The 20,220-nt window shown below is 37.7% G+C and carries 18 protein-coding genes; 13 read left to right on the forward strand and 5 right to left on the reverse strand.

Annotated elements, in window-relative coordinates; translation table 11 throughout:
• Positions 1-89 precede the first annotated feature (89 nt).
• Positions 90-749: a class I SAM-dependent methyltransferase gene (locus tag BUB77_RS06070; RefSeq protein ID WP_073273856.1), complete on the forward strand. Its 660-nt coding sequence runs from the start codon at positions 90-92 to the stop codon at positions 747-749.
• A gap of 423 nt (positions 750-1,172) precedes the next feature.
• On the opposite strand, the gene BUB77_RS06075 is transcribed toward BUB77_RS06070, so the two are convergent.
• Complete coding sequence (locus BUB77_RS06075; RefSeq protein ID WP_073273858.1) at positions 1,173-2,765, reverse strand: M56 family metallopeptidase; 1,593 nt, start codon at positions 2,763-2,765, stop codon at positions 1,173-1,175.
• Between the two features lies 1 nt (position 2,766).
• Positions 2,767-3,225 (reverse strand): BlaI/MecI/CopY family transcriptional regulator, encoded by a 459-nt coding sequence (locus BUB77_RS06080; RefSeq protein ID WP_242962386.1) that lies wholly within the window; start codon positions 3,223-3,225, stop codon positions 2,767-2,769.
• A gap of 419 nt (positions 3,226-3,644) precedes the next feature.
• Between BUB77_RS06080 and BUB77_RS06085 the strand changes: the two genes are divergently transcribed.
• The gene (locus BUB77_RS06085) at positions 3,645-4,055 is read left to right on the forward strand and encodes an immunity 22 family protein (protein ID WP_073273860.1); all 411 of its coding nucleotides are present in this window, start codon (positions 3,645-3,647) and stop codon (positions 4,053-4,055) included.
• 95 nt (positions 4,056-4,150) lie between these two features.
• Here BUB77_RS06085 and BUB77_RS06090 read toward each other — a convergent pair whose 3' ends face one another.
• The gene (locus BUB77_RS06090) at positions 4,151-4,507 is read right to left on the reverse strand and encodes an SHOCT domain-containing protein (protein ID WP_073273862.1); all 357 of its coding nucleotides are present in this window, start codon (positions 4,505-4,507) and stop codon (positions 4,151-4,153) included.
• 193 nt (positions 4,508-4,700) lie between these two features.
• On the opposite strand from BUB77_RS06090, the gene BUB77_RS29810 reads away from it, so the two are divergent.
• Positions 4,701-4,838 (forward strand): hypothetical protein, encoded by a 138-nt coding sequence (locus BUB77_RS29810; protein ID WP_170866593.1) that lies wholly within the window; start codon positions 4,701-4,703, stop codon positions 4,836-4,838.
• 20 nt (positions 4,839-4,858) lie between these two features.
• On the forward strand, positions 4,859-5,464 hold the full coding sequence (locus BUB77_RS06095) for a dienelactone hydrolase family protein (RefSeq protein WP_073273864.1): 606 nt from the start codon (positions 4,859-4,861) through the stop codon (positions 5,462-5,464).
• A 419-nt stretch (positions 5,465-5,883) separates the two neighbouring features.
• Here BUB77_RS06095 and BUB77_RS06100 read toward each other — a convergent pair whose 3' ends face one another.
• Positions 5,884-6,816, reverse strand: a complete 933-nt coding sequence (locus tag BUB77_RS06100) for a helix-turn-helix domain-containing protein (RefSeq protein WP_073273866.1) — start codon at positions 6,814-6,816, stop codon at positions 5,884-5,886.
• Positions 6,817-6,950: 134 nt separating this feature from the next.
• On the opposite strand from BUB77_RS06100, the gene BUB77_RS06105 reads away from it, so the two are divergent.
• From BUB77_RS06105 to BUB77_RS06130, 6 genes are all read left to right on the forward strand, one after another.
• The gene (locus tag BUB77_RS06105) at positions 6,951-8,405 is read left to right on the forward strand and encodes a Sapep family Mn(2+)-dependent dipeptidase (RefSeq protein ID WP_073273867.1); all 1,455 of its coding nucleotides are present in this window, start codon (positions 6,951-6,953) and stop codon (positions 8,403-8,405) included.
• 66 nt (positions 8,406-8,471) lie between these two features.
• Entirely contained in the window at positions 8,472-9,431 is a 960-nt protein-coding gene (locus tag BUB77_RS06110; protein ID WP_073273974.1) for a uroporphyrinogen decarboxylase family protein, read from the forward strand.
• A gap of 50 nt (positions 9,432-9,481) precedes the next feature.
• The gene (locus BUB77_RS06115; protein WP_073273869.1) at positions 9,482-10,471 is read left to right on the forward strand and encodes an aldo/keto reductase; all 990 of its coding nucleotides are present in this window, start codon (positions 9,482-9,484) and stop codon (positions 10,469-10,471) included.
• Positions 10,472-10,525: 54 nt separating this feature from the next.
• Positions 10,526-11,800, forward strand: a complete 1,275-nt coding sequence (locus BUB77_RS06120) for an ABC transporter substrate-binding protein (RefSeq protein ID WP_073273871.1) — start codon at positions 10,526-10,528, stop codon at positions 11,798-11,800.
• Between the two features lie 89 nt (positions 11,801-11,889).
• Positions 11,890-12,798 carry a carbohydrate ABC transporter permease gene (locus BUB77_RS06125; RefSeq protein ID WP_330392504.1) on the forward strand — a complete coding sequence of 303 codons (909 nt, stop codon included), beginning with the start codon at positions 11,890-11,892 and terminating at the stop codon, positions 12,796-12,798.
• A 35-nt stretch (positions 12,799-12,833) separates the two neighbouring features.
• Positions 12,834-13,673 (forward strand): carbohydrate ABC transporter permease, encoded by an 840-nt coding sequence (locus BUB77_RS06130; RefSeq protein ID WP_073273977.1) that lies wholly within the window; start codon positions 12,834-12,836, stop codon positions 13,671-13,673.
• A 21-nt stretch (positions 13,674-13,694) separates the two neighbouring features.
• Here BUB77_RS06130 and BUB77_RS06135 read toward each other — a convergent pair whose 3' ends face one another.
• Entirely contained in the window at positions 13,695-14,639 is a 945-nt protein-coding gene (locus tag BUB77_RS06135; protein WP_073273873.1) for a helix-turn-helix domain-containing protein, read from the reverse strand.
• Between the two features lie 327 nt (positions 14,640-14,966).
• On the opposite strand from BUB77_RS06135, the gene BUB77_RS06140 reads away from it, so the two are divergent.
• The 3 genes from BUB77_RS06140 to BUB77_RS06150 all read left to right on the forward strand — a co-directional run bounded on the left by BUB77_RS06140 (position 14,967) and on the right by BUB77_RS06150 (position 19,374).
• Complete coding sequence (locus BUB77_RS06140) at positions 14,967-16,238, forward strand: L-cysteine desulfidase family protein (protein ID WP_073273875.1); 1,272 nt, start codon at positions 14,967-14,969, stop codon at positions 16,236-16,238.
• A gap of 91 nt (positions 16,239-16,329) precedes the next feature.
• A complete protein-coding gene (gene gnpA / locus BUB77_RS06145; RefSeq protein ID WP_242962388.1) occupies positions 16,330-18,624 on the forward strand; it encodes a 1,3-beta-galactosyl-N-acetylhexosamine phosphorylase in 2,295 nt (764 codons plus the stop codon).
• A gap of 504 nt (positions 18,625-19,128) precedes the next feature.
• Positions 19,129-19,374 (forward strand): hypothetical protein, encoded by a 246-nt coding sequence (locus tag BUB77_RS06150; protein WP_073273877.1) that lies wholly within the window; start codon positions 19,129-19,131, stop codon positions 19,372-19,374.
• The last annotated feature ends 846 nt before the right edge of the window (positions 19,375-20,220 follow it).

Below are 20,220 nucleotides of genomic sequence, written 5' to 3' on the forward strand. Positions count from 1 at the left end.
TTCAAAGCGGTTGTTTTGTATTCAAATGATGGTTCACATGTCTTTCTGATATCTGAATCACGTATGCTGTATTACAAAAGGTGTGAAGCATGGAAGAAAAAAATACGATTCAAAAAAATTCCTATGAATACTGGAATAAGGCCTTTGGCCTGTTACCCAGGAATGAAATAATAACGGATGACTGGCTTGACAGTTTTGCAAAGGAGATAGAAGAGTGCCAAACGCCCATTATAGACCTTGGCTGCGGAGACGGCAATAATACCCTGTATCTTCTGAAGAAAGGGAAAAAGGTGATACCCTGTGATTTGACGGAAAATGCCGTCAGACAGATGCAGCTGAACTTTCCGGAAATAGAAAGAACGGAGCAGTTCGACATGCTGGAGGGCCTGCCCTTTGAAGATGACTTTACGGATATGGTTATTGCCGATTTGTGCCTTCATTATTTTACCGAAGAGGATACCCTGCATATTCTGGAGGACATTAAGAGGATACTGAAACCTGGCGGGATACTCTTTGCCAGGGTCAATTCGGTCAGGGATACAAACCACGGAGCCGGTGAAGGGCTTGAAGTAGAAAGGCACCTCTTCCTTACAAAGGACAACCGCTATAAACGGTTTTTTGATAAAGAGGATATCGAGTTGTTTTTCAGGGCTTGGGATATTCTGTATCTGGGAGAAGAAACAATGGACAGGTATAAAGAAGAAAAGGTACTTTGGCGCATTGCAGCCAGAAGAGGTAAAACAGAATAGAATATTTTTATTATAGCAGTATAAGTTTTACTATGGCACCTTGCGGGAATTTTCTGTACAGGTGCTTTATTACGTCTTGATTAAAGCAAAATTATGGCTGAAACACACATAAAGACAATAATAAGCGACAAAAGCCATATTACCCACACATATATCCGCAGGTAATTTGCACCAAATAGAAGGATGAATGCGCCTATGGAAATGTGTTAGAAGTCCTTTTCTCTGAAGCTTTTGTGCTATATCATCAAATAGATTGTCTGAGCCCACGAGTTATCTGTTTGATGATATGTCCAGCACAAAAGCTTCAGAGAATTAGGACTTCTTATACATTGGAATCGAAGCATTCATCCTTCTATTTGGTGCAAATTGCCGTCCCCTTGTGAAAAATTATCTGATTAAATACACCACCTGCCTGTCTGAGATTTATTCAGTGATAATCCTTCCTGCCCTGTAAGGTGTACGATAAGCAATATCACAGATTACAACGCCGTCCCTTAAATTTTTGATATGTATTATCTGCCCATTACCAATATACAGGGCAACATGGCAAATGTTATCGGTATCGCCATTGGAATAAAACACCAGATCACCAGGAAGAAGAGACTCTAAGGAAACCTCCGAGCATGCCTTATACTGTTCTTTGGAGGTTCTGGGAAGCTCATATCCCAGCTTTTTATAAACAGCCTGAACGAAACCACTGCAATCTGCACCGGTATTCAGGTCATTGCCGCCCCAGATATAAGGAGTGTCCTTCGATTCCAGGGCAATGGCCACTGCCTGTTCCCCTAAGGTTGAAGCTGCATTGTTTTCCGGAGCAGGAGAAGCTTCCGGAAGAGAGGCAGCAGTGTTGTCGCTGCTGACGGGTGCTGGTGTGGTGGCTATATCATTATGCTCGGATGCGAATACATCCTGATTTGTAATGGTAATAATTGCTGTTGTGCCGACAAGGGCAAGGAATAAGGCAGTTATGATTTTGCCGGAGCGTTTTTTCGTTTGATTCAAAATTAATAACAGTCGTTGTTTCATATTATTTTTACCTCCATTAAAATTTGTAAAAAGAGTTGAATTGCAGGGAAATTGAGACGAAGCACATTCCAGTAGCAGCCGGCTGTAATGCATGCATTCTGACCGGGAGGCCTTTCGCAGTATCATTTCATCACAGGCAGCTTCGCACCAGTTTTCCATATGCCTTAATAAAAGATAGCAGAAGGGATTGAACCAGTGAAGGGACAGGGCGGCCAGCTGTATGTATTTCATAAGGGAATCCCTGCGGCGTATATGAACCATCTCGTGCATAAGCAGCAGATTTAGATCCTTTTTTGAATAGGATTTATCCGGTAGCAGAAGAATTGGTTTTATTACCCCGATGGTCATTGGAGTTGACAGGAGGGGGCAGTGGTATAAAGCAATTCTTTTATCCTGCAGCGAATCCATGAAATTGGGTAAAAAGCTTCCCTTTGTCTGTGAAAGGCACTGCCGGAATATTAAAAGAACTTCCTTCTGATGCACAGGCAAAAAATACTTTTTCATATGCCTGCGGTAACGGTAATATGCCAAAAAGTTGAACAGTAATAATAGGACTGCTCCGGTCAGCCAGACAAAGCAAGTGAATAAATAGGGATTATGAATAAACTTTGAAACTGTTGCCGACAGCAGCTCAATTACATAACTGCCAATGGAGAGAGCCGGCTTCCAGGAGGTATCCCGGTGCAGGGAGGGCAGTTGTGTCATTGATAGGCCGGCGGGATTTGTAATACTTCCGGAGGAAAAGGGCAGGATAGCCAGAGCTTCTGATTTATCCATCAGGAATGTCCGCGGTAATCCCAGATGAAATAAAGGAGAGGAAGTCCCAAAACGTAGGGGAATTAGCAGTCCGACCAGCAATATGGCCCAAATCCGGTATAGACAGATTGCAGAAAAATGCTTCTTTAATAAGGGTTCCATCAATAGGAGCAGCAGAATGAAAAAGGTAATATTAAGAGTATTTGACAAATAGACGAAAAATAAGTCTGTCATATCATTCCTCCTGATGTTTCAGCCATAAACTGAGTTCTTCAATTTCCTTCTGGCTCAGCTTGTTGTTTCCGGAAAATGCATTTACAAGGTGGAAGAGTGAATTGTCATGATAACGCTCCACAAAGAGAGAGGTTTCATATTGGATATAATCCTCCTGCCGGATACAGGGATAGTACATCCGTTCTTTTCCTTCTTTTTCACTTTTTATAAAACCCCGTTCAATCAGCCGGTTCAGCAGAGTTACCAGGGTCTGGAGCTTCCATCCCTTGTGGTTGCCAAGCTGTTTCATCAGTATCGTTGTAGTAACCGGGGGCGTATTCTTCCAGACAGCAGACATAACTTCAAATTCCGTATCCGGTAATTTACTGATAGATACCTCAGTCTTAGTGCCGGTATCCGGCTTTCTACGGTCATCTTCGTTGTAACTTCCGTTTTCATTCATCAAATTCTTTGATTTCATACATAAGCTCCATTTCTTATTTTTTTCATTCTATAACTTTAAATCTACAATTGTCTATGAGAATAATATACAACTGTCTACAATGAAAGTCAACATAAATTTTATGATTTATAACTCCCATTCTATCTTTATGGAGCCAAAGAACCGCTCAACTGCTGTGAAACAGTAACTGAGCGGATCTTGTTTTCTAACTTATTCCCCATTTTTGGATGACTTTGAATTTTCCAGCCGGTAGGTTTTGGGGCTGACGTGCTAAGGTAAGGTTATTGGTATCCAGAATTTTTTTACCAACCGGCCTTTTGAAATCTCTTTGTCAGGCCGTGAGGATTTAAACAAGCGAAAGTAAGTTGCTGAATTACGGCTTGAGTGCTACAATTCTATTAACGAATCAAAGGATAGAACAAATAAGGAGTGTACAAATGAAAGAGATATTACAAAAAGATTATTCTTACAGCCAGGATGACTATGTTTCAGTCTTTACTGGAATTTGCAAGGATCAGGCAACTTTAGAACAATATTTAAAAAAGGATTATTATTATTTAGATGCGGACCTGATCGGAAGTGAGTTCGGTATTGACTTTGGCATCAATACATATGATGAAGATTTTTTAACAGCTTTTATAACAGACAGTCTGACCAGCAGCATTGATGAATTATTTGGGACAGAAGAAGCTGCAGATTCATTAAAGGATAAATATCCAGATGGTTTATCTGATAAGTACAATGTTTGTGTTTGCGTGGGAAGAATGAAATATACTGGCGAAAGAACAGAAGTGGATAATGCAGAGTTTGGAAAATTTAAATTCTTAGGAGCGTTCCAATCCTTATAGGACTTTAGTATTATAAATAATAAAATGTTAATGCTTTGCGGTATAGTTACAAAGACGGATTATCAGCTTTACACCGATAGTCCGTTTTTGTATCCTTAGATATCATTCAATATTTTTTCACGTTTATTTTGATATTCTTCATCCGTTATCAGATTCTTATCATAAAGGCTTTTTAATTCTGTCAGGCGTTCCTGTACAGAGGCATTTGAAGAAGAATCATGGGTTTTCTCTGTATCATCAATAATAATTTCATGAGAAGCTACGCCCTTATCCGTAAAGGCATTATAGCCGCTTATAATTGTAAAAATAACTGCAAAGAGAGTCCAAGCCAGTCCAAACCAGCCAAAGGTCGGTATTATATAAAATATGCCTATAAAGCAAATTACTAGTCCCGAAAAAAATCCGGCTAAGGATTGACCTTTACTTGGTTTAACACGTACACGTCTGCTCATATTAGCCTCCTGAAAAACTTTATTAATAAACATTAGTGGTAGTCATCTTTCTTCATTATATAATTTTAACTTATAAATAGCTACTTAAAGTAGGATTAAAAATGGTTAATGTGCTTTTAAGTTGAATATGTAAATTAAGTTCAGTATAATAGGAGAAAGTTGACTATAGAAAAATGTGTAAGGAGGGTAAAGTATGATGAATGCATCGGTTGGTATATTTTGGGTGATAAATTTAATCGTCGTGGGAGCTCTTGTTGGCCTTGTAATTTACGTTTTGCTGCTTGCAATTAAGGCACTGAAAATTTACATTGCTAAGAACCAAAACAGATAATTGAATTGATTGGAGAATGAATGTTGGATAGTATAACGGAAAATACGAATCAGGCAATAATCATACTTCATGAGATATATGGAATTAATGAATTTATAAAAGCTCAATGCCAAAAGTTTATAGAGGCAGGCTACGATGTCTTTTGTCCAAATATGATTAATAAACCTGCGTTTTCGTATAAGGAAGCCATAGAAGCATATGATTTTTTTATTAAGAATATAGGATTTGAGAGATATCAAGAAGTAAGTGCTTTAGTCAATCAATTAAAAAATAAATATGATGATGTATTTATTATTGGCTTTAGTGCAGGAGCAACTATTGCCTGGAGATGCTGTGAAAATTCATTGTGCAGTGGTATAGTAGCCTGCTATGGTTCACGTATAAGGGATTACATGGATCTAAATCCTGCCTGTCCAACGCTGCTATTGTTTGCAAAGGAAGATTCTTTTGATGTGCATGCGGTTGCCGGTCAGCTTCGGGATAAACAAGATTTATCAATCATTGAAGTAGACGCCAGACATGGTTTTCTGGACTGCTATTCTAAATATTATGATATCCGGAAGTCTAAATTCGCTGAAGAGTCTATTGAATGCTTTATCAGGAGATGCAGGCAAAATAAAAAGTAGAATCATTATAAAAAATTATTACAGAAGATATTTTTATCACCTTGACAAGGGGATGAGCGGATTATAGAGGAAAATCTCCGGATGTAGCAGAAGGTATTATTTAACATTCGGATAGAGGAGTTGAACCAGGAACGTGTATTAGTGTATTAAATGAAGAATAGTAGAAAAGTGTTAAAACCTTACATTATAAAATAAAAAGTCACCTTACTTTAATAGCTGAACTGCCCCTATCAAGTAGACCGGCAAAAAATAATTTAGGTTATTTTTTTGCCGGTCTATTACAAAGGGAGCATATCAAAGCTGCATTAGTAAGGTGCTTTTCTCGTTATAAGCAAGAGCCTTAATTTTATCTTCTACGAAAATCTCCTATGAAAGAATCACAAAGGGTATTACACATACTTAAAAAAGTAACAGGTGTGTTACAGTGTAAAGAAATTCTTAGATGAGTCATCATCTAAAGAAACGATTTCGTAATGATCTTTCGAAAAAATCATATTCCTGCACCATTCTGTAGGAGAAGAGCCAAGAAGGGAATGAAATTGCCGGTTAAAACTTGAGAGGGTTGTAAAACCAACATCTTTTGCTATCTGATTCAGTGGCTTTTCATTTCTATAGATTTCATAACAGGAAGTGCGGATACGATAATGATTTATATAGTCTAAAGGGCTGATATGCATGACCTCTAAAAACTTTCTGCGAAAATGAGGCTCACTTAAGTGGCACAATGCTGCGATTTTCCCAATCTGCAGCTTTTGGGCGTAATGCTTATGAATATAAAGGAGTGCAGAATGTATCTGCAGATTAGTACTATGTTCTGACAATTGCTCAGGGATATGGCGGTACAATACTGTAAGCAGTGTGAGAAATAGCCCTCTCAGAGCATCCTGGTAATTGGGCCCTTTTTCATGAAATTCCGCAAACATCCTGCATGTAAGAAAGTGTAAATAAGGTTCTTCTCTGTGAGGAAAGGCTTTGGAGAGATAAGGAGAACATATAAGGAGACTTTCCGGCTTCCCTCCAGGAAAATTTTTTTCAAATAGCAAAGATGGGTTCAGGTAAATATATTCCCACTTACTCGTTTGATTAAGTGAACTTTTTGAAATATGAGCTATATTTTCTGAAATAAAGCAAATATCACCTGCATGAAATTCATATTCTATGTTTTCTATGTGAAGGGTACCACTTCCGCTGAGACAATGACCAATCTCAATACAATTGTGAAAATGAAGATATTCCAAAGGGGTATCAGGCAGCACCCAGCTGTCACCTAAAAATGCTATGGAGGGGAAAGAAAGAGGTAAATTATAATGTCGATAATGATAGCTTTTTTTAAAAGATGATTGATTTTGCACAGTTGGGACTCCTTTCTACAATGATTTTAATTTTGGAAATGTCTATAATAAGCGTATGAATTTGATTATTAAGCTTATCTATCTTGTTAAATAAGTCTGCTGTTCAGGAGACAGAAAGGGTATGGTTGGTTCACATGCAGGATACGAATCAAATAAGGGAATGGGTGTACTCGAAACGTAAGAATATTATAAGGGATATTGGCCGTATTGTAAATATATGCAGTGTATCTGATATAGAGGAATTGCAAGAAATGCAAAGTCCCTTCGGAGAAGGATGCCGATTTGTACTGGATGAGATGCTTGCAATAGGAAAAGATCTTGGGTTTCAAACGGAAAATTATAACTATTATTGCGGACGAATTTATTATGAGAAAAGAAAATCTATTGAAAACAGCATTACCATATGGGGACACCTTGATGTGGTACCAGCAGGCGATGATTGGGAGTATGAACCCTATGAGATGACAGTAGAAGGTGACTACCTGATTGGACGTGGAGTCCAGGATAACAAAGGTCCAACAATAGGTGCTCTGTATGCATTACTTTATCTGAAGGAAGCTGGTATTCCAATGAATACTCCGGTAAGCCTGATGGTGGGATGCAGTGAAGAAACAGGAATGCAGGATATTGATTATTACATAAAAAATTATAAACAGCCCGCCTTCTCTATTGTAGCTGACTGTGGCTTTCCGGTTTGCTATGGTGAAAACGGCATTATAAATATTGAGCTGCAAACCAGGTTGGGAAATAAAGATATTCTGGCATTTCATGCGGGAAGCACCAGTAACTCAATCCCTGAGACTGCGACAATAATATTAAAAAAGAGCTGTATTACTGCTCAGAAAAAGGAACATCTGAAAGCGAGCAAGTTACTTCTTATTGAAGAAGAAAGGAATCAGATTAAACTTACGGCAAAAGGGAAATCAGCTCACGTCTGTATGGTTCATGACAGTAAAAATGCAATTGGGATTTTAGTTAAGGAACTTTTAAGGTTGGATTTATTACCAGAGGAAGAAAAGGCCTTAAAGGGAGTGGAATTGTTAAGCAAAGATGCTTATGGGATAGCGGCAAATCTCTGGGACAGAAATTACAGCCTTGGCCAGTTGACGGGCGGAGCGACAATGATACGCTATGAAAATTCAGTACTGACAGTTAGTGTGGATTACCGTTATCCAATCTTAACGAATGGAATTATATCGGATGGAAAAGAGTTATTGGATAGTTTAAAAGTGCTTTCAAGAGAAGCTGGGTTTACCTGTATCGTAAGAAAGCATCTTCCTCCTTCTTATATACCGGCAAATAAACCTCTAATACAGGAGTTAACCAAGGTATATCAAGAGGTGAGCGGCTTGGCTAATCCACCGTATACAATGGGAGGAACTACCTATACAAGAAAACTAAAGAATGCAATTGGATATGGGATGGCACTACCTGATAAGCAAATTCTAAGAAGAAAACAGGGGCATGGAGATTTTCATCAGCCGGATGAATCCCTTCATATTGGTGAGCTTATGGAAGGCATCGTCATTTATATAAAAGCGTTACTTAAGCTAAATGACTTAGAAATAAGTGATTTACTTCTTAACTAAAAACAAAGAGATATCTGATGGGATATGGATTCCCCAAATCCAAATAAAAATAAAGGTGATAAGGATATGACGAAGAAAGAGCGAGTTTTACGAAGTTTAAACAATAAGAAAGTTGATAAGGTACCAGTGGGATTCTGGTTCCATTTTCCGGAAGATATGGATTTAAAAAAGGAGTGCGTAGATGCAACAATAAGGTTTTATAAGGATAGCGATGTTGATTTTATCAAAATTATGTGTGACGGTTATTTTGATTATCCCAATGAAATAATACCAAAGATAAAAAAGCCGGAGGATTGGTTTTTAATGAAACCCCTGGGAGAAAATCATCCGTTTATAGAGGAACAGGTGAAGCGTGCGAAGGAAATTGTAGAGAAATTGAATGGGGAATGCTGTGTTTTCTATAATGTATTTTGTCCGATGACGTCCTTCCGTTTTGGTACCTCAGATGAATTATTAATGGACCATTTAAGAAAGAATCCGGAGGCGGTTATGTATGCCTTTGATGTGATTGCAAAAGATGCTGATGCCTTATGCAGGAGATTAATCAAGGAGGCAGGGTGCGACGGCGTTTATTACTGTGTTCAGAATGCGGAGGAATACCGTTTTACAGTAGAAGAATACAACAGATATGTAAGACCAAGCGACCTTTATGTTTTAGAACATGCAAATGAATATAGCGAAAATAATATCCTTCACTGTTGTGGTTGGGCAGGTGACAAAAACAGAATTGAAGTATGGAGGGATTATCCTGCAAAGGCAATTAACTGGGCTGTATACATAGAAGAGATGACATTGAATGCAGGCAAGGAATTTTTTCATGGCAGATGTGTATTAGGTGGATTTGATAACAGACCAACCGGAATTTTATATGCCGGAACAAAAGATGAAATTGAAGAATTTACGGAACAGTTGGTGAAGGAAAGCGGAACAAAGGGTGTAATGATTGGCGCTGACTGCAGCCTGCCTAGAGATATTGATAAAAATCATATCAAATGGGTTGTAGAGAAACTAAAATCCCTGATATAGCTGATATCAAAAATAACACTTTACCCATTAATAAGGAGGAATTGAAAACTATGATATATTCTGCAAAGGAGAACAGATACCAAACAATGGAATATCGCCGTTGCGGTAAAAGCGGATTGATGCTGCCGGTTATGTCTCTTGGCCTATGGCACAATTTTGGTGGTGAAAGCAGTTTTGAGAATGCAAGAGAGATAATTCTAGGAAGCTTTGATCTGGGAATTACACATTTTGATTTGGCAAATAATTATGGGCCTCCTGCCGGCAGTGCAGAGGAAACTTTCGGTAGGATTCTCAGCAAGGATTTAAAAGCGTACCGGGATGAGATCCTTGTTACTACAAAGGCAGGCTATGGTATGTGGGAAGGCCCCTATGGAGATGGCGGTTCCAGGAAATATTTGGTCTCATCTCTGGACCAGAGTCTGAAGAGAATGAAACTTGATTATGTTGATATCTTTTATCACCATAGACCGGACCCTGAAACGCCATTAGAAGAAACCATGGAGGCACTGGCGCTTCTTGTTCAACAGGGGAAGGCCTTATATATCGGCTTATCGAATTACAGCAATGAGCTATTAAAAGAGGCTTCGGTTATTCTAAAAGACCTGGGTGTAAGATGTCTGATACATCAGCATAACTATTCTATGTTGAATCAGCAGAATGCTTCCCTTAAACCGGTATTGAAAGAGGAGGGAATAGGTTCAATTGCCTTTTGTCCTTTGGCTCAGGGACTTTTAACAAATAAGTATATTCATGGAATTCCAAAAGACTCCAGAGCGGCAGGCAAGAGTATTTTCCTTGGACCGGAGGCAATTACGGAGAACGTTATTCAAAAAATTGTTAAATTAAATGAAATTGCAGAAACTAGAAATCAGAATTTAGCACAAATGGCACTGACCTGGGCATTACAAACCGGCGAACTGACTTCTGTTATTTTAGGTGCGAGTAAGTTATCCCAGATACAGGATAATCTGGGAGCTCTGAAGCGTCTTACTCTTAGTGAAAAGGAACTTCAAACAATTGATACTATTTTATTGTCATAAAGCTCCTTTTGTGATGATAATGAAAGGTATAAAAAGAAAGGAAGGTAAGTATTTATGGGAATCAAAAGATTGGTAGCAATGTCATTAGCAGTATCAATGGTACTTCTTACTGCCTGTGGAGGAGGCGGTGCTAAGAATGGGGAAGATCAAAACAAGAATAATGCATCAAGCAGTAAAGTAAAGCTGGTGTTCTATGACTGGACCGACGAACAAGCTTATTTAGATCCAGCAGTTGAAGCTTATAATGCCCAAAGTGAAGTGGCTGAAGTAGAGGTTGTGTATTTCCCTGCAACAGATTATGCAGAAAAGATTTTATCTTCATTTTCCAGTAATACGGAATTTGATATTTTAGGTGTTAATGGTATTAGCTATTATGGAGATTATAAAAGCAAAAACTGTCTTCAGGATATTTCTTCCTATGTAAAGGATTCAGGCCTTGATACTTCTGCTTATGGTAATGTTTTCGAGCAGAGTAATCAAGATGGTATTTATGGGTTACCTTACAGGCAATCTGTCTGGCTGCTTTTTGTAAATGAAGAGTTGTTAAAAAAGAAAGGGATGGAAGTTCCGGGGAACCAGTTAACATGGGCAGAATACCGCGAACTTGCAAAAAAACTTACAGCCGATGGTACCTATGGCGGTCTTGTGGGCATGGATAACTTTGTATACATGCAGCAGATGGGCGGTAGTGTCATGGATAAAGATACTGCCATTATCCGCCAAAGCCTGGAATTGTGGAAGTCCTTAGAAGAAGATGGAAGCCATGTCCCATTTGCAGAGAAATTAGAACTTGGCCAAAATGCAGGCTCCTTATTCACTACAGCACCAGCTAGCAAGGTAGCGATGTTTCAGAATGGTACCTGGGGTGTGGCCTCCTATAATTCAAAGTATGAAAGCGGAGAGATGCCGTTTAAGTATGCAGTTATGCCTATGCCGATTCCAGAGGGAGGAAAAGAATATTCCGCACCTTCCGGTATGAACTTCCTGTCAATTTCAAAGACAAGTAAACACCCGGCAGAAGCATATGATTTTATTAAGTTTATGTGTACCTATGAAGGTGCAAGCAGAATTGCTGAAAAGGGAACTCTGACTGCCTACAGTGATGATAAAGTCAAAGAAATATATTTAAAGGCAGTAAAACAAGACACAGATACCCTTGCAAAAATCGTATTCTCAGAAAACAATGTAATTGAACAGATTTATGATGAAAATTACTCTGCTGTAGAAACTATCTTAAAAGAGGAAATGGAACTTTATATGATTGGTGAGCAGGACATTGACACTACCATGAAGAACTTCGAAGAGAGAAGAGCTGAATACATGAAGTAAACCGGTTATCGGTGGTTCGGATAAGGATGTTAGTCCTTTGGAACTGACATCCTTATCTGCTTTAAAAAGATAAGAAAGGTGGGTTAGCAGTGGATGCGAAAACGTTGAAAAAGTGCACTAAACGGAACAAGGCAGAGCGCCGGGAGGAATTTATTGCATATCTGTTTTTATTGCCAAATATGATTGGATTCGTTATTTTCACTTTAATACCAGTTGTATGGGGATTGCTTCTTTCATTTACCAATTATGATGGGTTCAGTGATGTAAACTTCACCGGATTGACTAATTTTAAGAAATTATTTACAGATGGATACTTTATAACTTCCCTAAAGAACAATATATTTTATACTGTTTTCAGCGTTTTTTTTACCTTGCTGTTTGGTTTGCTGCTTGCTGTATTGCTGCAAAAGAAGTTAAAGGGAAGTATGATATTTAAGACAATATTTTTCTTTCCCCAGCTGACGTCCAGTGTTGCATTTGGAATTATTTTTGTTTGCCTGTTTCGCGGAAACGGGCCGATAAATGGAGCTTTACAGGCTTTGGGGTTAGCAAATCCTCCAAAATGGCTTACATCGACCGAATGGTCCATGATTACAATAACTATAGTCTCTATTATAAAGAATATGGGCTATTATATGGTTTTATTTCTAGCCGGTTTACAAACGATACCGGTAGATTTATACGAAGCTTCATCCTTGGATGGTGCGAGTGGCTGGAAGCAGTTTAAAGCAGTAACATTACCTATGTTATCACCAACGACATTTCTATGCAGTATTATGTGTTTAATCAATTCATTCAAGGTATTTGACTTAGTAAATATTATGACAGATGGCGGACCAGGCCGCTCCTCCAATGTACTTGTATATCGAATTTATCAAGAGGCTTTTGTTAATTATAAATTTGGCTATGCATCAACCTATGCCGTAGTATTATTCTTAATTGTTTTTGTAATTACTATGATACAGTTCAGAGGTCAGAAAAAATGGGTGAACTATTAAGATATGCAAAAAACAACACAGAAATGAGGTTAATAATGAACGAAAAGAAAACAAAAAAAGTACTACTTTTAGTAGTAATTTATCTCATATTCTTGGTATTTGCCTCTGTAACTATTCTCCCATTTTTATGGATGTTATCGACTGCATTTAAGTTTGAGCAGAATGTATTTCATTTTCCAATCCAATGGATTCCGGCGGCAATCCGCTGGGAGAATTTCAGTGATGTATTCACGCAAATCCCATTTACTACTTATTATTGGAACTCTATAAAATTATCATCAGTCATCACCTTTTTTACTTTGGTCACAAGTGCATTAGCTGCCTATGCGTTTGCAAAGTTAAGATTCCGGGGAAGGGATAAGTTATTTCTGCTTTATTTAGCAACACTTATGGTCCCATGGCAAGTTATCATGATACCGCAGTTTATGGTAATAACAAAGATAGGATTAGTAAATTCACATTGGTCCTTAATTCTTACCCAGAGCTTTACTCCCTTTGGTGTATTCCTGTTAAGGCAGTATTTTTTAAGTATTCCAAAAGAATATTCAGAAGCAGCAAAAATTGACGGATGCAATGATTTAAAAATTTGCTTTAAAATAATTACACCCATGGCAAAACCAGGTTTTGTTACCTTATTAATCTTTCAGTTTATGGGGATATGGAATGATTATTTGGCTCTGCTTATTTTCTTAAATGACGACAAGCTGAGAACCTTGCAATTAGGATTACGGTATTTTCAGGCAGAGCATAGCACATCCTATGCACTATTGATGGCAGGGACGCTGTTAACACTGATACCGGTGGTAGCTGTTTATATATTTGCGCAAAAACAGATAATGAACGGTCTTGCCAATGCAGGCGGTATTAAAGGTTAAGAACGGTCTGAATGAGACGTGCTATTTTTTTGGAAAAGGAGAATATCGTATATTTTTCTTTTGAATGGCACGTCTATTATTACGCCAATCCGTAGGAGTAGTTTGAAAAAATTCTTTAAATAACCGATTAAAATTGGCGACAGATTGAAATCCCACACCAATAGCAATATCCAAAATGGTAGCTTCGGTACTGTATAATAACTCACAAGCTTTTTGAAGACGCAAAGATGTAAGGTATTTTAGCGGATATTGATGCATCGCTTCATGAAAGATGCTTCGAAAATGGGCAGTACTCATATAACATTGTTTGGCAAGATCCGTTATTTGAATTTTTTGGGTATAATTTTTATTGATGTACTCAATTGCTGGCAAAATTGCAGAAATTGTACGATATCGGACAGATACTTCATTTTCATGGCTATCAATTATGCGGGTTAACATAGCAAAGAAAGTCAGAAATAGTCCCTTAACAGCATAGGTATACTCTTTCTGCTGCTCTTTCAGCTCTTTAAAGAGATAAGAACAGAGGTCATAAAGTTCCTGATCATGCTTTTTAGGAAATAAATAAGGAAGGTTTGAATTTTTGTACCAATTCATCCCGGAAGCCAGTCCATTTGGATAAAAATCTTTTAATAATGCTTCTGGATCGAGATAAAGATATTGGCAGCAGTCCTCCTCTTTTGATACATTCGGGAGGTTGCCTGCAAAGTGGATTGAATAGGGAGGGATAATAAAAAACTCTTCAGAATTTAAAGTATAGTGCTTACTTTCTACGTAAAGGTCCTTGCCACCGGATAAGCACATACCGATTTCTATACAATTGTGAAAATGAAAATAAGTAAGCGTTGAGGAATCAAAACTTTGATAGATATATTCGCCCGGGAATAATGCGAGTACAGGAAATTCATTTGATAGCTTGTATTCCCGGTATACCAATTCTGCCTTTGCACCGTGTCCTTTTATCATATCTGCCTCTCTTCGCCCTTATTCTAACAGTACTATATTTATTATAACTGGTTTGTTATTCTTTGTAAACAGTAGCACATTACACTTCATTTGATGGAAGGGATAAACACCTGCAATAGCTGTTGGGATGATAGTATGGTTAAAAACTTTTTGCATATGCTGGGGGTATTAAGCCGGGTAGAACAGAGAATGATATCAGGATTATTTCGGGCAAAGATAATAATATTATAGGAGCAAAGGTGTTCCTGTAAGTGATTAGAGGTGCAACATGAGTACCTGCTAACAAGGTAAGTGCAGGATACCTACATAAAAGGTTAGGAGGCAATAATGGAACAACGATTATATCAGGGGTGTATACAGATTTTAAAAGAAGAACTGGTACCTGCGCTTGGGTGTACAGAGCCGATTGCGATAGCTTATGCCGCAGCGAAAGCGCGCAAGGTGTTGGGAAGTATGCCGGAGCACATCATTGTAAAATGTTCTGGTAATATTGTGAAGAACGTTAAAGGTGTTATTGTACCGGCAACAGGTGATATGAGAGGAATTGAAACAAGCGCAGTGCTTGGTGCGGTTGCAGGAAATCCGGACGGGGAGCTGGAAGTTTTAGAGGGAGTAACGAAGGAAGATGTGGAGTTAACAAAAGAATATCTAAAGAAAGAGGTATGTGAAGTTCAGATAATTCATGGTGTTTCGAATCTGCAGATTATTGTACTTGCAATAAAAGGAAAAGACGTGGTAGAGGTTGAGATATGTGAAGATCATACCAATATTATTCGGATAGAAAAAAACAGCAAGAATTTGCTGCCTGTTCAGGCTGAAAACAAAAAGGAACAGAAAAGGGGAATTGTCAATGAACTTACGTTGGATATGATTTATGAATTTGCAAATTCTGTATGTATTGAGGAAATCAGTGATATTCTTGACCGCCAAATAAAATACAATATGCAAATAGCCAATGAAGGGCTTGTAAACGATTATGGAGCTAACGTTGGAAAAACAATTTTAAAGACATATGGCAAAGATGTAAAGATGTTGGCAAAAGCATATCCGGCAGCAGGCTCAGATGCCCGAATGGGAGGCTGCACACTTCCTGTAATTATAAATTCTGGAAGCGGCAATCAGGGGATGACAGTATCCTTGCCGGTTATCATCTATGCCAGACATTTAAAGGTGTCTGATGAAATGCTGTATCGTGGGCTGGTTTTCAGTAACCTGATTGCAGTGCATTTAAAAAGCGGGATTGGGAAGCTCTCAGCTTATTGCGGTGTGGTAAGTGCAGCCTGTGGAAGTGGTGCAGCAATTACCTATTTACATCAGGCGCCCCTTGAAACGATATCCAAAACCATTACAAATGTCTTGGGAAATGTTTCTGGTATTGTATGTGACGGTGCAAAATCTTCCTGTGCCGCCAAAATTGCCTCGGCAGTAGATGCAGCAATTATGGGGCACTATATGGCGATGGAAGATAATACCTTCGGTGCCGGAGAAGGTTTGGTGAAAGAAAATGTTGAACTTACAATAAACACGATATGCAAAATGGGACGGGATGGTATGAAACAGACAGATGAGGAGATTTTAAACCTGATGATTCATTCCTAAGAAAATGTGAAATTTATAATCTGTTAAAAGCGGACAGATAGAACTTTATTAAGAACTGATACTTTGAGTAGGGGTACAAGGATGCGTTTTTATGAAAGGACACCTTGGTGCCGGAATAGAGGTTATAACCCAAAATGAAATTCATTGGATATTCATTTTGGTATTCTATCATATAAATTTGTATGTCGTCAAGCGGCAGATGGAGGTTAATGTGCCAGATAAGATGGGAGGATTCACCCTGCCTGGGGAATCCGGATATGAGAAACTTACATTAGACTTAGCAAATAAATGGGGAGCTGATGTCATCAGGGATAGCGATGGAACCGAATTATCCGAAGAGATTTTAAATACAGGTTACGGTATCTATTCAACGGTGTGTATCATCCGCGGACATAACGAATGGGCGAAAAGCCATAGGGAGCAGTTACAGCAGACTTTTTTAATAACAGCTCCCGTCTTGGCAACAGGTGAAGAGTTAACGATACCGTTGTTGCACGATTTTTTTACAGAGCATTTTCAGATAAATGACTCCAAAGATTCCATGAAATACTGGCAGGTGTATGACCGGACAAGCGAAAAGGAGCTTAGTTTAAAACAGTATACCTACAGAAAAGATACGAAGGAAGTACTGCTAAAAGGGGTGACACCATGGCATGAGTATACCGTATCCTTCCTTGCTTATCGTATATGGGAAGAAATCTCGATGTATAACCATACAACCAATAGATGGGATAAGGAGCATTTAATGCCTATTGATCCAAGGCACTCGGAAACCTGGGAATATCTGCTTCAATGGATGAAGGACTGGTGTGAGGAGCACAAACATACTACTGTGGTAAGATTTACTTCTCTGTTTTATAACTTTGTATGGATTTGGGGAAGTAGTGTACAGAATCGATTTTTATTTACAGACTGGGCTTCCTATGATTTTACTGTAAGTCCCCTAGCCTTGGATGAATTTGAGAAGAAGTATCATTACCGGTTAACGGCAGAGGATTTTGTAAATAAGGGGCAATTTCAAGTTACTCATATGCCGGCAACAAAACATAAATCGGATTGGATGGATTTCATCCAGGCTTTTGTCTTAAGGCTTGGTAAAGAGCTGGTTCAGATTGTTCATGACTATGGTAAAGAAGCATATGTATTCTATGATGATAGTTGGGTTGGATTGGAGCCGTACCACAAGAGGTTTGCTGAATACGGCTTTGATGGAATAATTAAAGCTGTATTTTCAGGATTTGAATCAAGACTTTGCAGTGGTGTACAGGTAAAGACCCATGAACTGCGGCTGCATCCCTATCTATTTCCTGTGGGTGTTGATGGCTCACCGTCATTTTTAGAAGGCGGCAATCCAACATCAGAAGCAAAACAATATTGGAGAAATATCAGAAGAGCAATGCTGAGGGAGCCTATTGACCGTATCGGTCTTGGAGGTTATCTTCATCTGGTAGAAAAAAAGCCGGATTTTATAACCTACATTTCTGGACTTGCGAAAGAATTCCGCCAGATACGGGAGCTTCATAAGAAAGGAAAACCGTTGTTATGGGAACCGAAAATTGCTGTTTTACATTCCTGGGGAGAACTGCGTTCCTGGACCTTATCCGGACATTTTCATGAAACGTCTTGGCATCCTTTAATCCATGTGAATGAAAGTCTGTCAGGGCTACCGTTTGAAGTGGATTTCCTTAATTTTGAGGATATTAAAAATGGGAGGGCGAAGGAGTATGATGTGATAATTAATGCCGGACGCAAAGGAGATGCCTGGAGCGGCGGACAGGAGTGGGAGGATGAAGCTGTCATTACTCTGCTGACAGAGTGGGTATATCAAGGAGGGGTATTTCTTGGTGTGGAGGAACCTTCTGCTGTGGACGGTTTTCATCATACATTTCGTATGGCACATATACTCGGGGTAGATATCGATCTGGGAGCGAGGGTATGCCATGGAAAATGGAAGTATACCGTAGAGGAAAGAAGAGATATCCTTCCAAGTAATTGTAAGTTTCAGCCACATCAGAAGCTCTATCTGACAAATGGAAAAACTTGCGTTTTAGAGGAAGAGAAAGGAATTCCGGTTGTTACCAGAAATGCTTTTGGTGAAGGCTTTGGAATTTACCTTAGTTCCTATGAGAATACTCCGGAACATGCCAGATTATTGGTAAATTTAATTTTAAGCGCTACCAAAATGGACTTATCACAGGAGGGAATGACTGATAATCTTTATACAGAGAGTGCTTATTTTCCACAGAGTCAGATATTAGTAGTTTGGAATAATACGGAGCAGATACAGAGGACATCCATAATTGTAAGAGGACAAACAGTAATCTGTAATTTGGAGCCTTATGAAACGAAGTTTTTATCAATAGGAAATCACTACAAGGGGAAGTAGTGATTTTGATATTAATATGATAATAAAAAAGAGTAAAAATAAATATCCACAAAAATTACAAAAAGAAAACGCTTAAATTCAAGGTTTATAAACCTGTGAAGCTAAGCGTTTTCTTGCGTATAATAGGGTGGGAGTAGAAAGTGTTTTTTATTCACTATCCAATTATTAATATAGAGTAAAAGTGTGTTCACTTTGTGAAGAGATTCTGAACAAAGTATAAATATTAGAAACTGGGTATTTATAATTTGGAAACTTTAAATTAACTAAAAAAAAGACTATGCAATTTAAAGAGAGGAAGATAGGATGAAAGTATAATACAGAGCATCTATAAAATTGTGGAGTTATGCGCTTAAAGTGCTGCAGTATACTGTTTAACAAAATATATCATTAGGAAGAAAAAAGTGAGGCTTATGAAAGAATACATTTTTAATTTAGTAACAGTGAATATCAAATTAAAGGTTAATTAACTTCTTACAATTTAATCGTGATAAAGAGAGGCAGGATATGAATAACAATGAAGTAGATAAGCGTGATATTCTGGATAAAGAACCATTTTCTTATAAGCTTACAAAGGATAAAAAAATTTTTATCTATTGGAATGGAAAACAAGTCCTTATATTAAAAGGAAAAGAAAGCCAAAGGTTTTTAGACAAGATAAAAAGTGCAGATGTAAAAGAGGTACAATTGATAATGGCAAAAATAACAGGAAATTTTAAACATGGTAATGAAAAGGATAATAAAATAAAGTAAAGAGTCGTTCATCATAAATCACACTATTAGAATCACCTAAGATACATTAAGAAAGAAGCTTGTTCTACTACTTATTATTTAGGATGAAGTATATATTTTATATAGAAGCTTTGTTTTTCTTAAAGCACCTTACTACATGATAAGTTAGAACAAATAATATAATAGCATAGGCTTATATAATACAATATCTATCCCAAAAAGATTTGAAATACCATAAAATGAGCAATTCTCGTATAGAGAGATTATAAACTACGCAATAATTGTTGATATTGGGAATAACAATAAATAAGACTAAAATATTAAAAGAAAAATCGAGGACAAGATAAAGTTAAATTATCGACATAAACCTACTGGATATACTTCAATAAAATCGGATATTGGACGAAGGAACTGGATTATAAAGCACTAGGCTTATCCTATCTGAATGTTGATTATTAGTTTGTTTTAAAGATATCTTTTGTTTTATATCATAGTAAAAAAGTGTAAAATAAAAAAATGATAAAAAGTTGTTGACGTATGTATAATATTATGATATGATATAAAAGTTGTCGGAAACGACAGGAAAAAACAAGAACCTTGATAACTGAACAGTGAAACAACCCTGAAATTTTCTTTAAAATTTCATTTAAGGATTTAAGAAATCATGACTTTGTTCCTATTACATAAGAACAAAAATGACAGTAAGAAATCTTTAATAAAAGAACAGTATCAGAAATGATACAACCTTAAAACAGTAAAAGTATGTGGGCAACACCACAGACTACGGAAATTAACTTGTTGAAGTTTTGATTTATTCATAAATTATAAGCTTCTAAATAGCCAATGTTAATTCTGAAAATGATTAAA

The organism is Anaerocolumna jejuensis DSM 15929 (assembly GCF_900142215.1).
Taxonomy (GTDB): Bacteria; Bacillota; Clostridia; order Lachnospirales; family Lachnospiraceae; genus Anaerocolumna; species Anaerocolumna jejuensis.

Coding starts and splice junctions, on each gene's coding strand:
- BUB77_RS06090 (WP_073273862.1), bottom strand. CDS start 4,507: ATGAGCAGACGTGTACGTGTTAAACCAAGTAAAGGTCAATCCTTAGCC.
- BUB77_RS06105 (WP_073273867.1), top strand. CDS start 6,951: ATGCAGGATACGAATCAAATAAGGGAATGGGTGTACTCGAAACGTAAG.
- BUB77_RS06120 (WP_073273871.1), top strand. CDS start 10,526: ATGGGAATCAAAAGATTGGTAGCAATGTCATTAGCAGTATCAATGGTA.
- BUB77_RS06110 (WP_073273974.1), top strand. CDS start 8,472: ATGACGAAGAAAGAGCGAGTTTTACGAAGTTTAAACAATAAGAAAGTT.
- BUB77_RS06095 (WP_073273864.1), top strand. CDS start 4,859: ATGTTGGATAGTATAACGGAAAATACGAATCAGGCAATAATCATACTT.
- BUB77_RS06150 (WP_073273877.1), top strand. CDS start 19,129: ATGAATAACAATGAAGTAGATAAGCGTGATATTCTGGATAAAGAACCA.
- BUB77_RS06140 (WP_073273875.1), top strand. CDS start 14,967: ATGGAACAACGATTATATCAGGGGTGTATACAGATTTTAAAAGAAGAA.
- BUB77_RS06115 (WP_073273869.1), top strand. CDS start 9,482: ATGATATATTCTGCAAAGGAGAACAGATACCAAACAATGGAATATCGC.
- BUB77_RS06085 (WP_073273860.1), top strand. CDS start 3,645: ATGAAAGAGATATTACAAAAAGATTATTCTTACAGCCAGGATGACTAT.
- BUB77_RS06080 (WP_242962386.1), bottom strand. CDS start 3,225: ATGAAATCAAAGAATTTGATGAATGAAAACGGAAGTTACAACGAAGAT.
- BUB77_RS06075 (WP_073273858.1), bottom strand. CDS start 2,765: ATGACAGACTTATTTTTCGTCTATTTGTCAAATACTCTTAATATTACC.
- BUB77_RS29810 (WP_170866593.1), top strand. CDS start 4,701: ATGATGAATGCATCGGTTGGTATATTTTGGGTGATAAATTTAATCGTC.
- BUB77_RS06130 (WP_073273977.1), top strand. CDS start 12,834: ATGAACGAAAAGAAAACAAAAAAAGTACTACTTTTAGTAGTAATTTAT.
- BUB77_RS06070 (WP_073273856.1), top strand. CDS start 90: ATGGAAGAAAAAAATACGATTCAAAAAAATTCCTATGAATACTGGAAT.
- gnpA (WP_242962388.1), top strand. CDS start 16,330: ATGAAAGGACACCTTGGTGCCGGAATAGAGGTTATAACCCAAAATGAA.
- BUB77_RS06135 (WP_073273873.1), bottom strand. CDS start 14,639: ATGATAAAAGGACACGGTGCAAAGGCAGAATTGGTATACCGGGAATAC.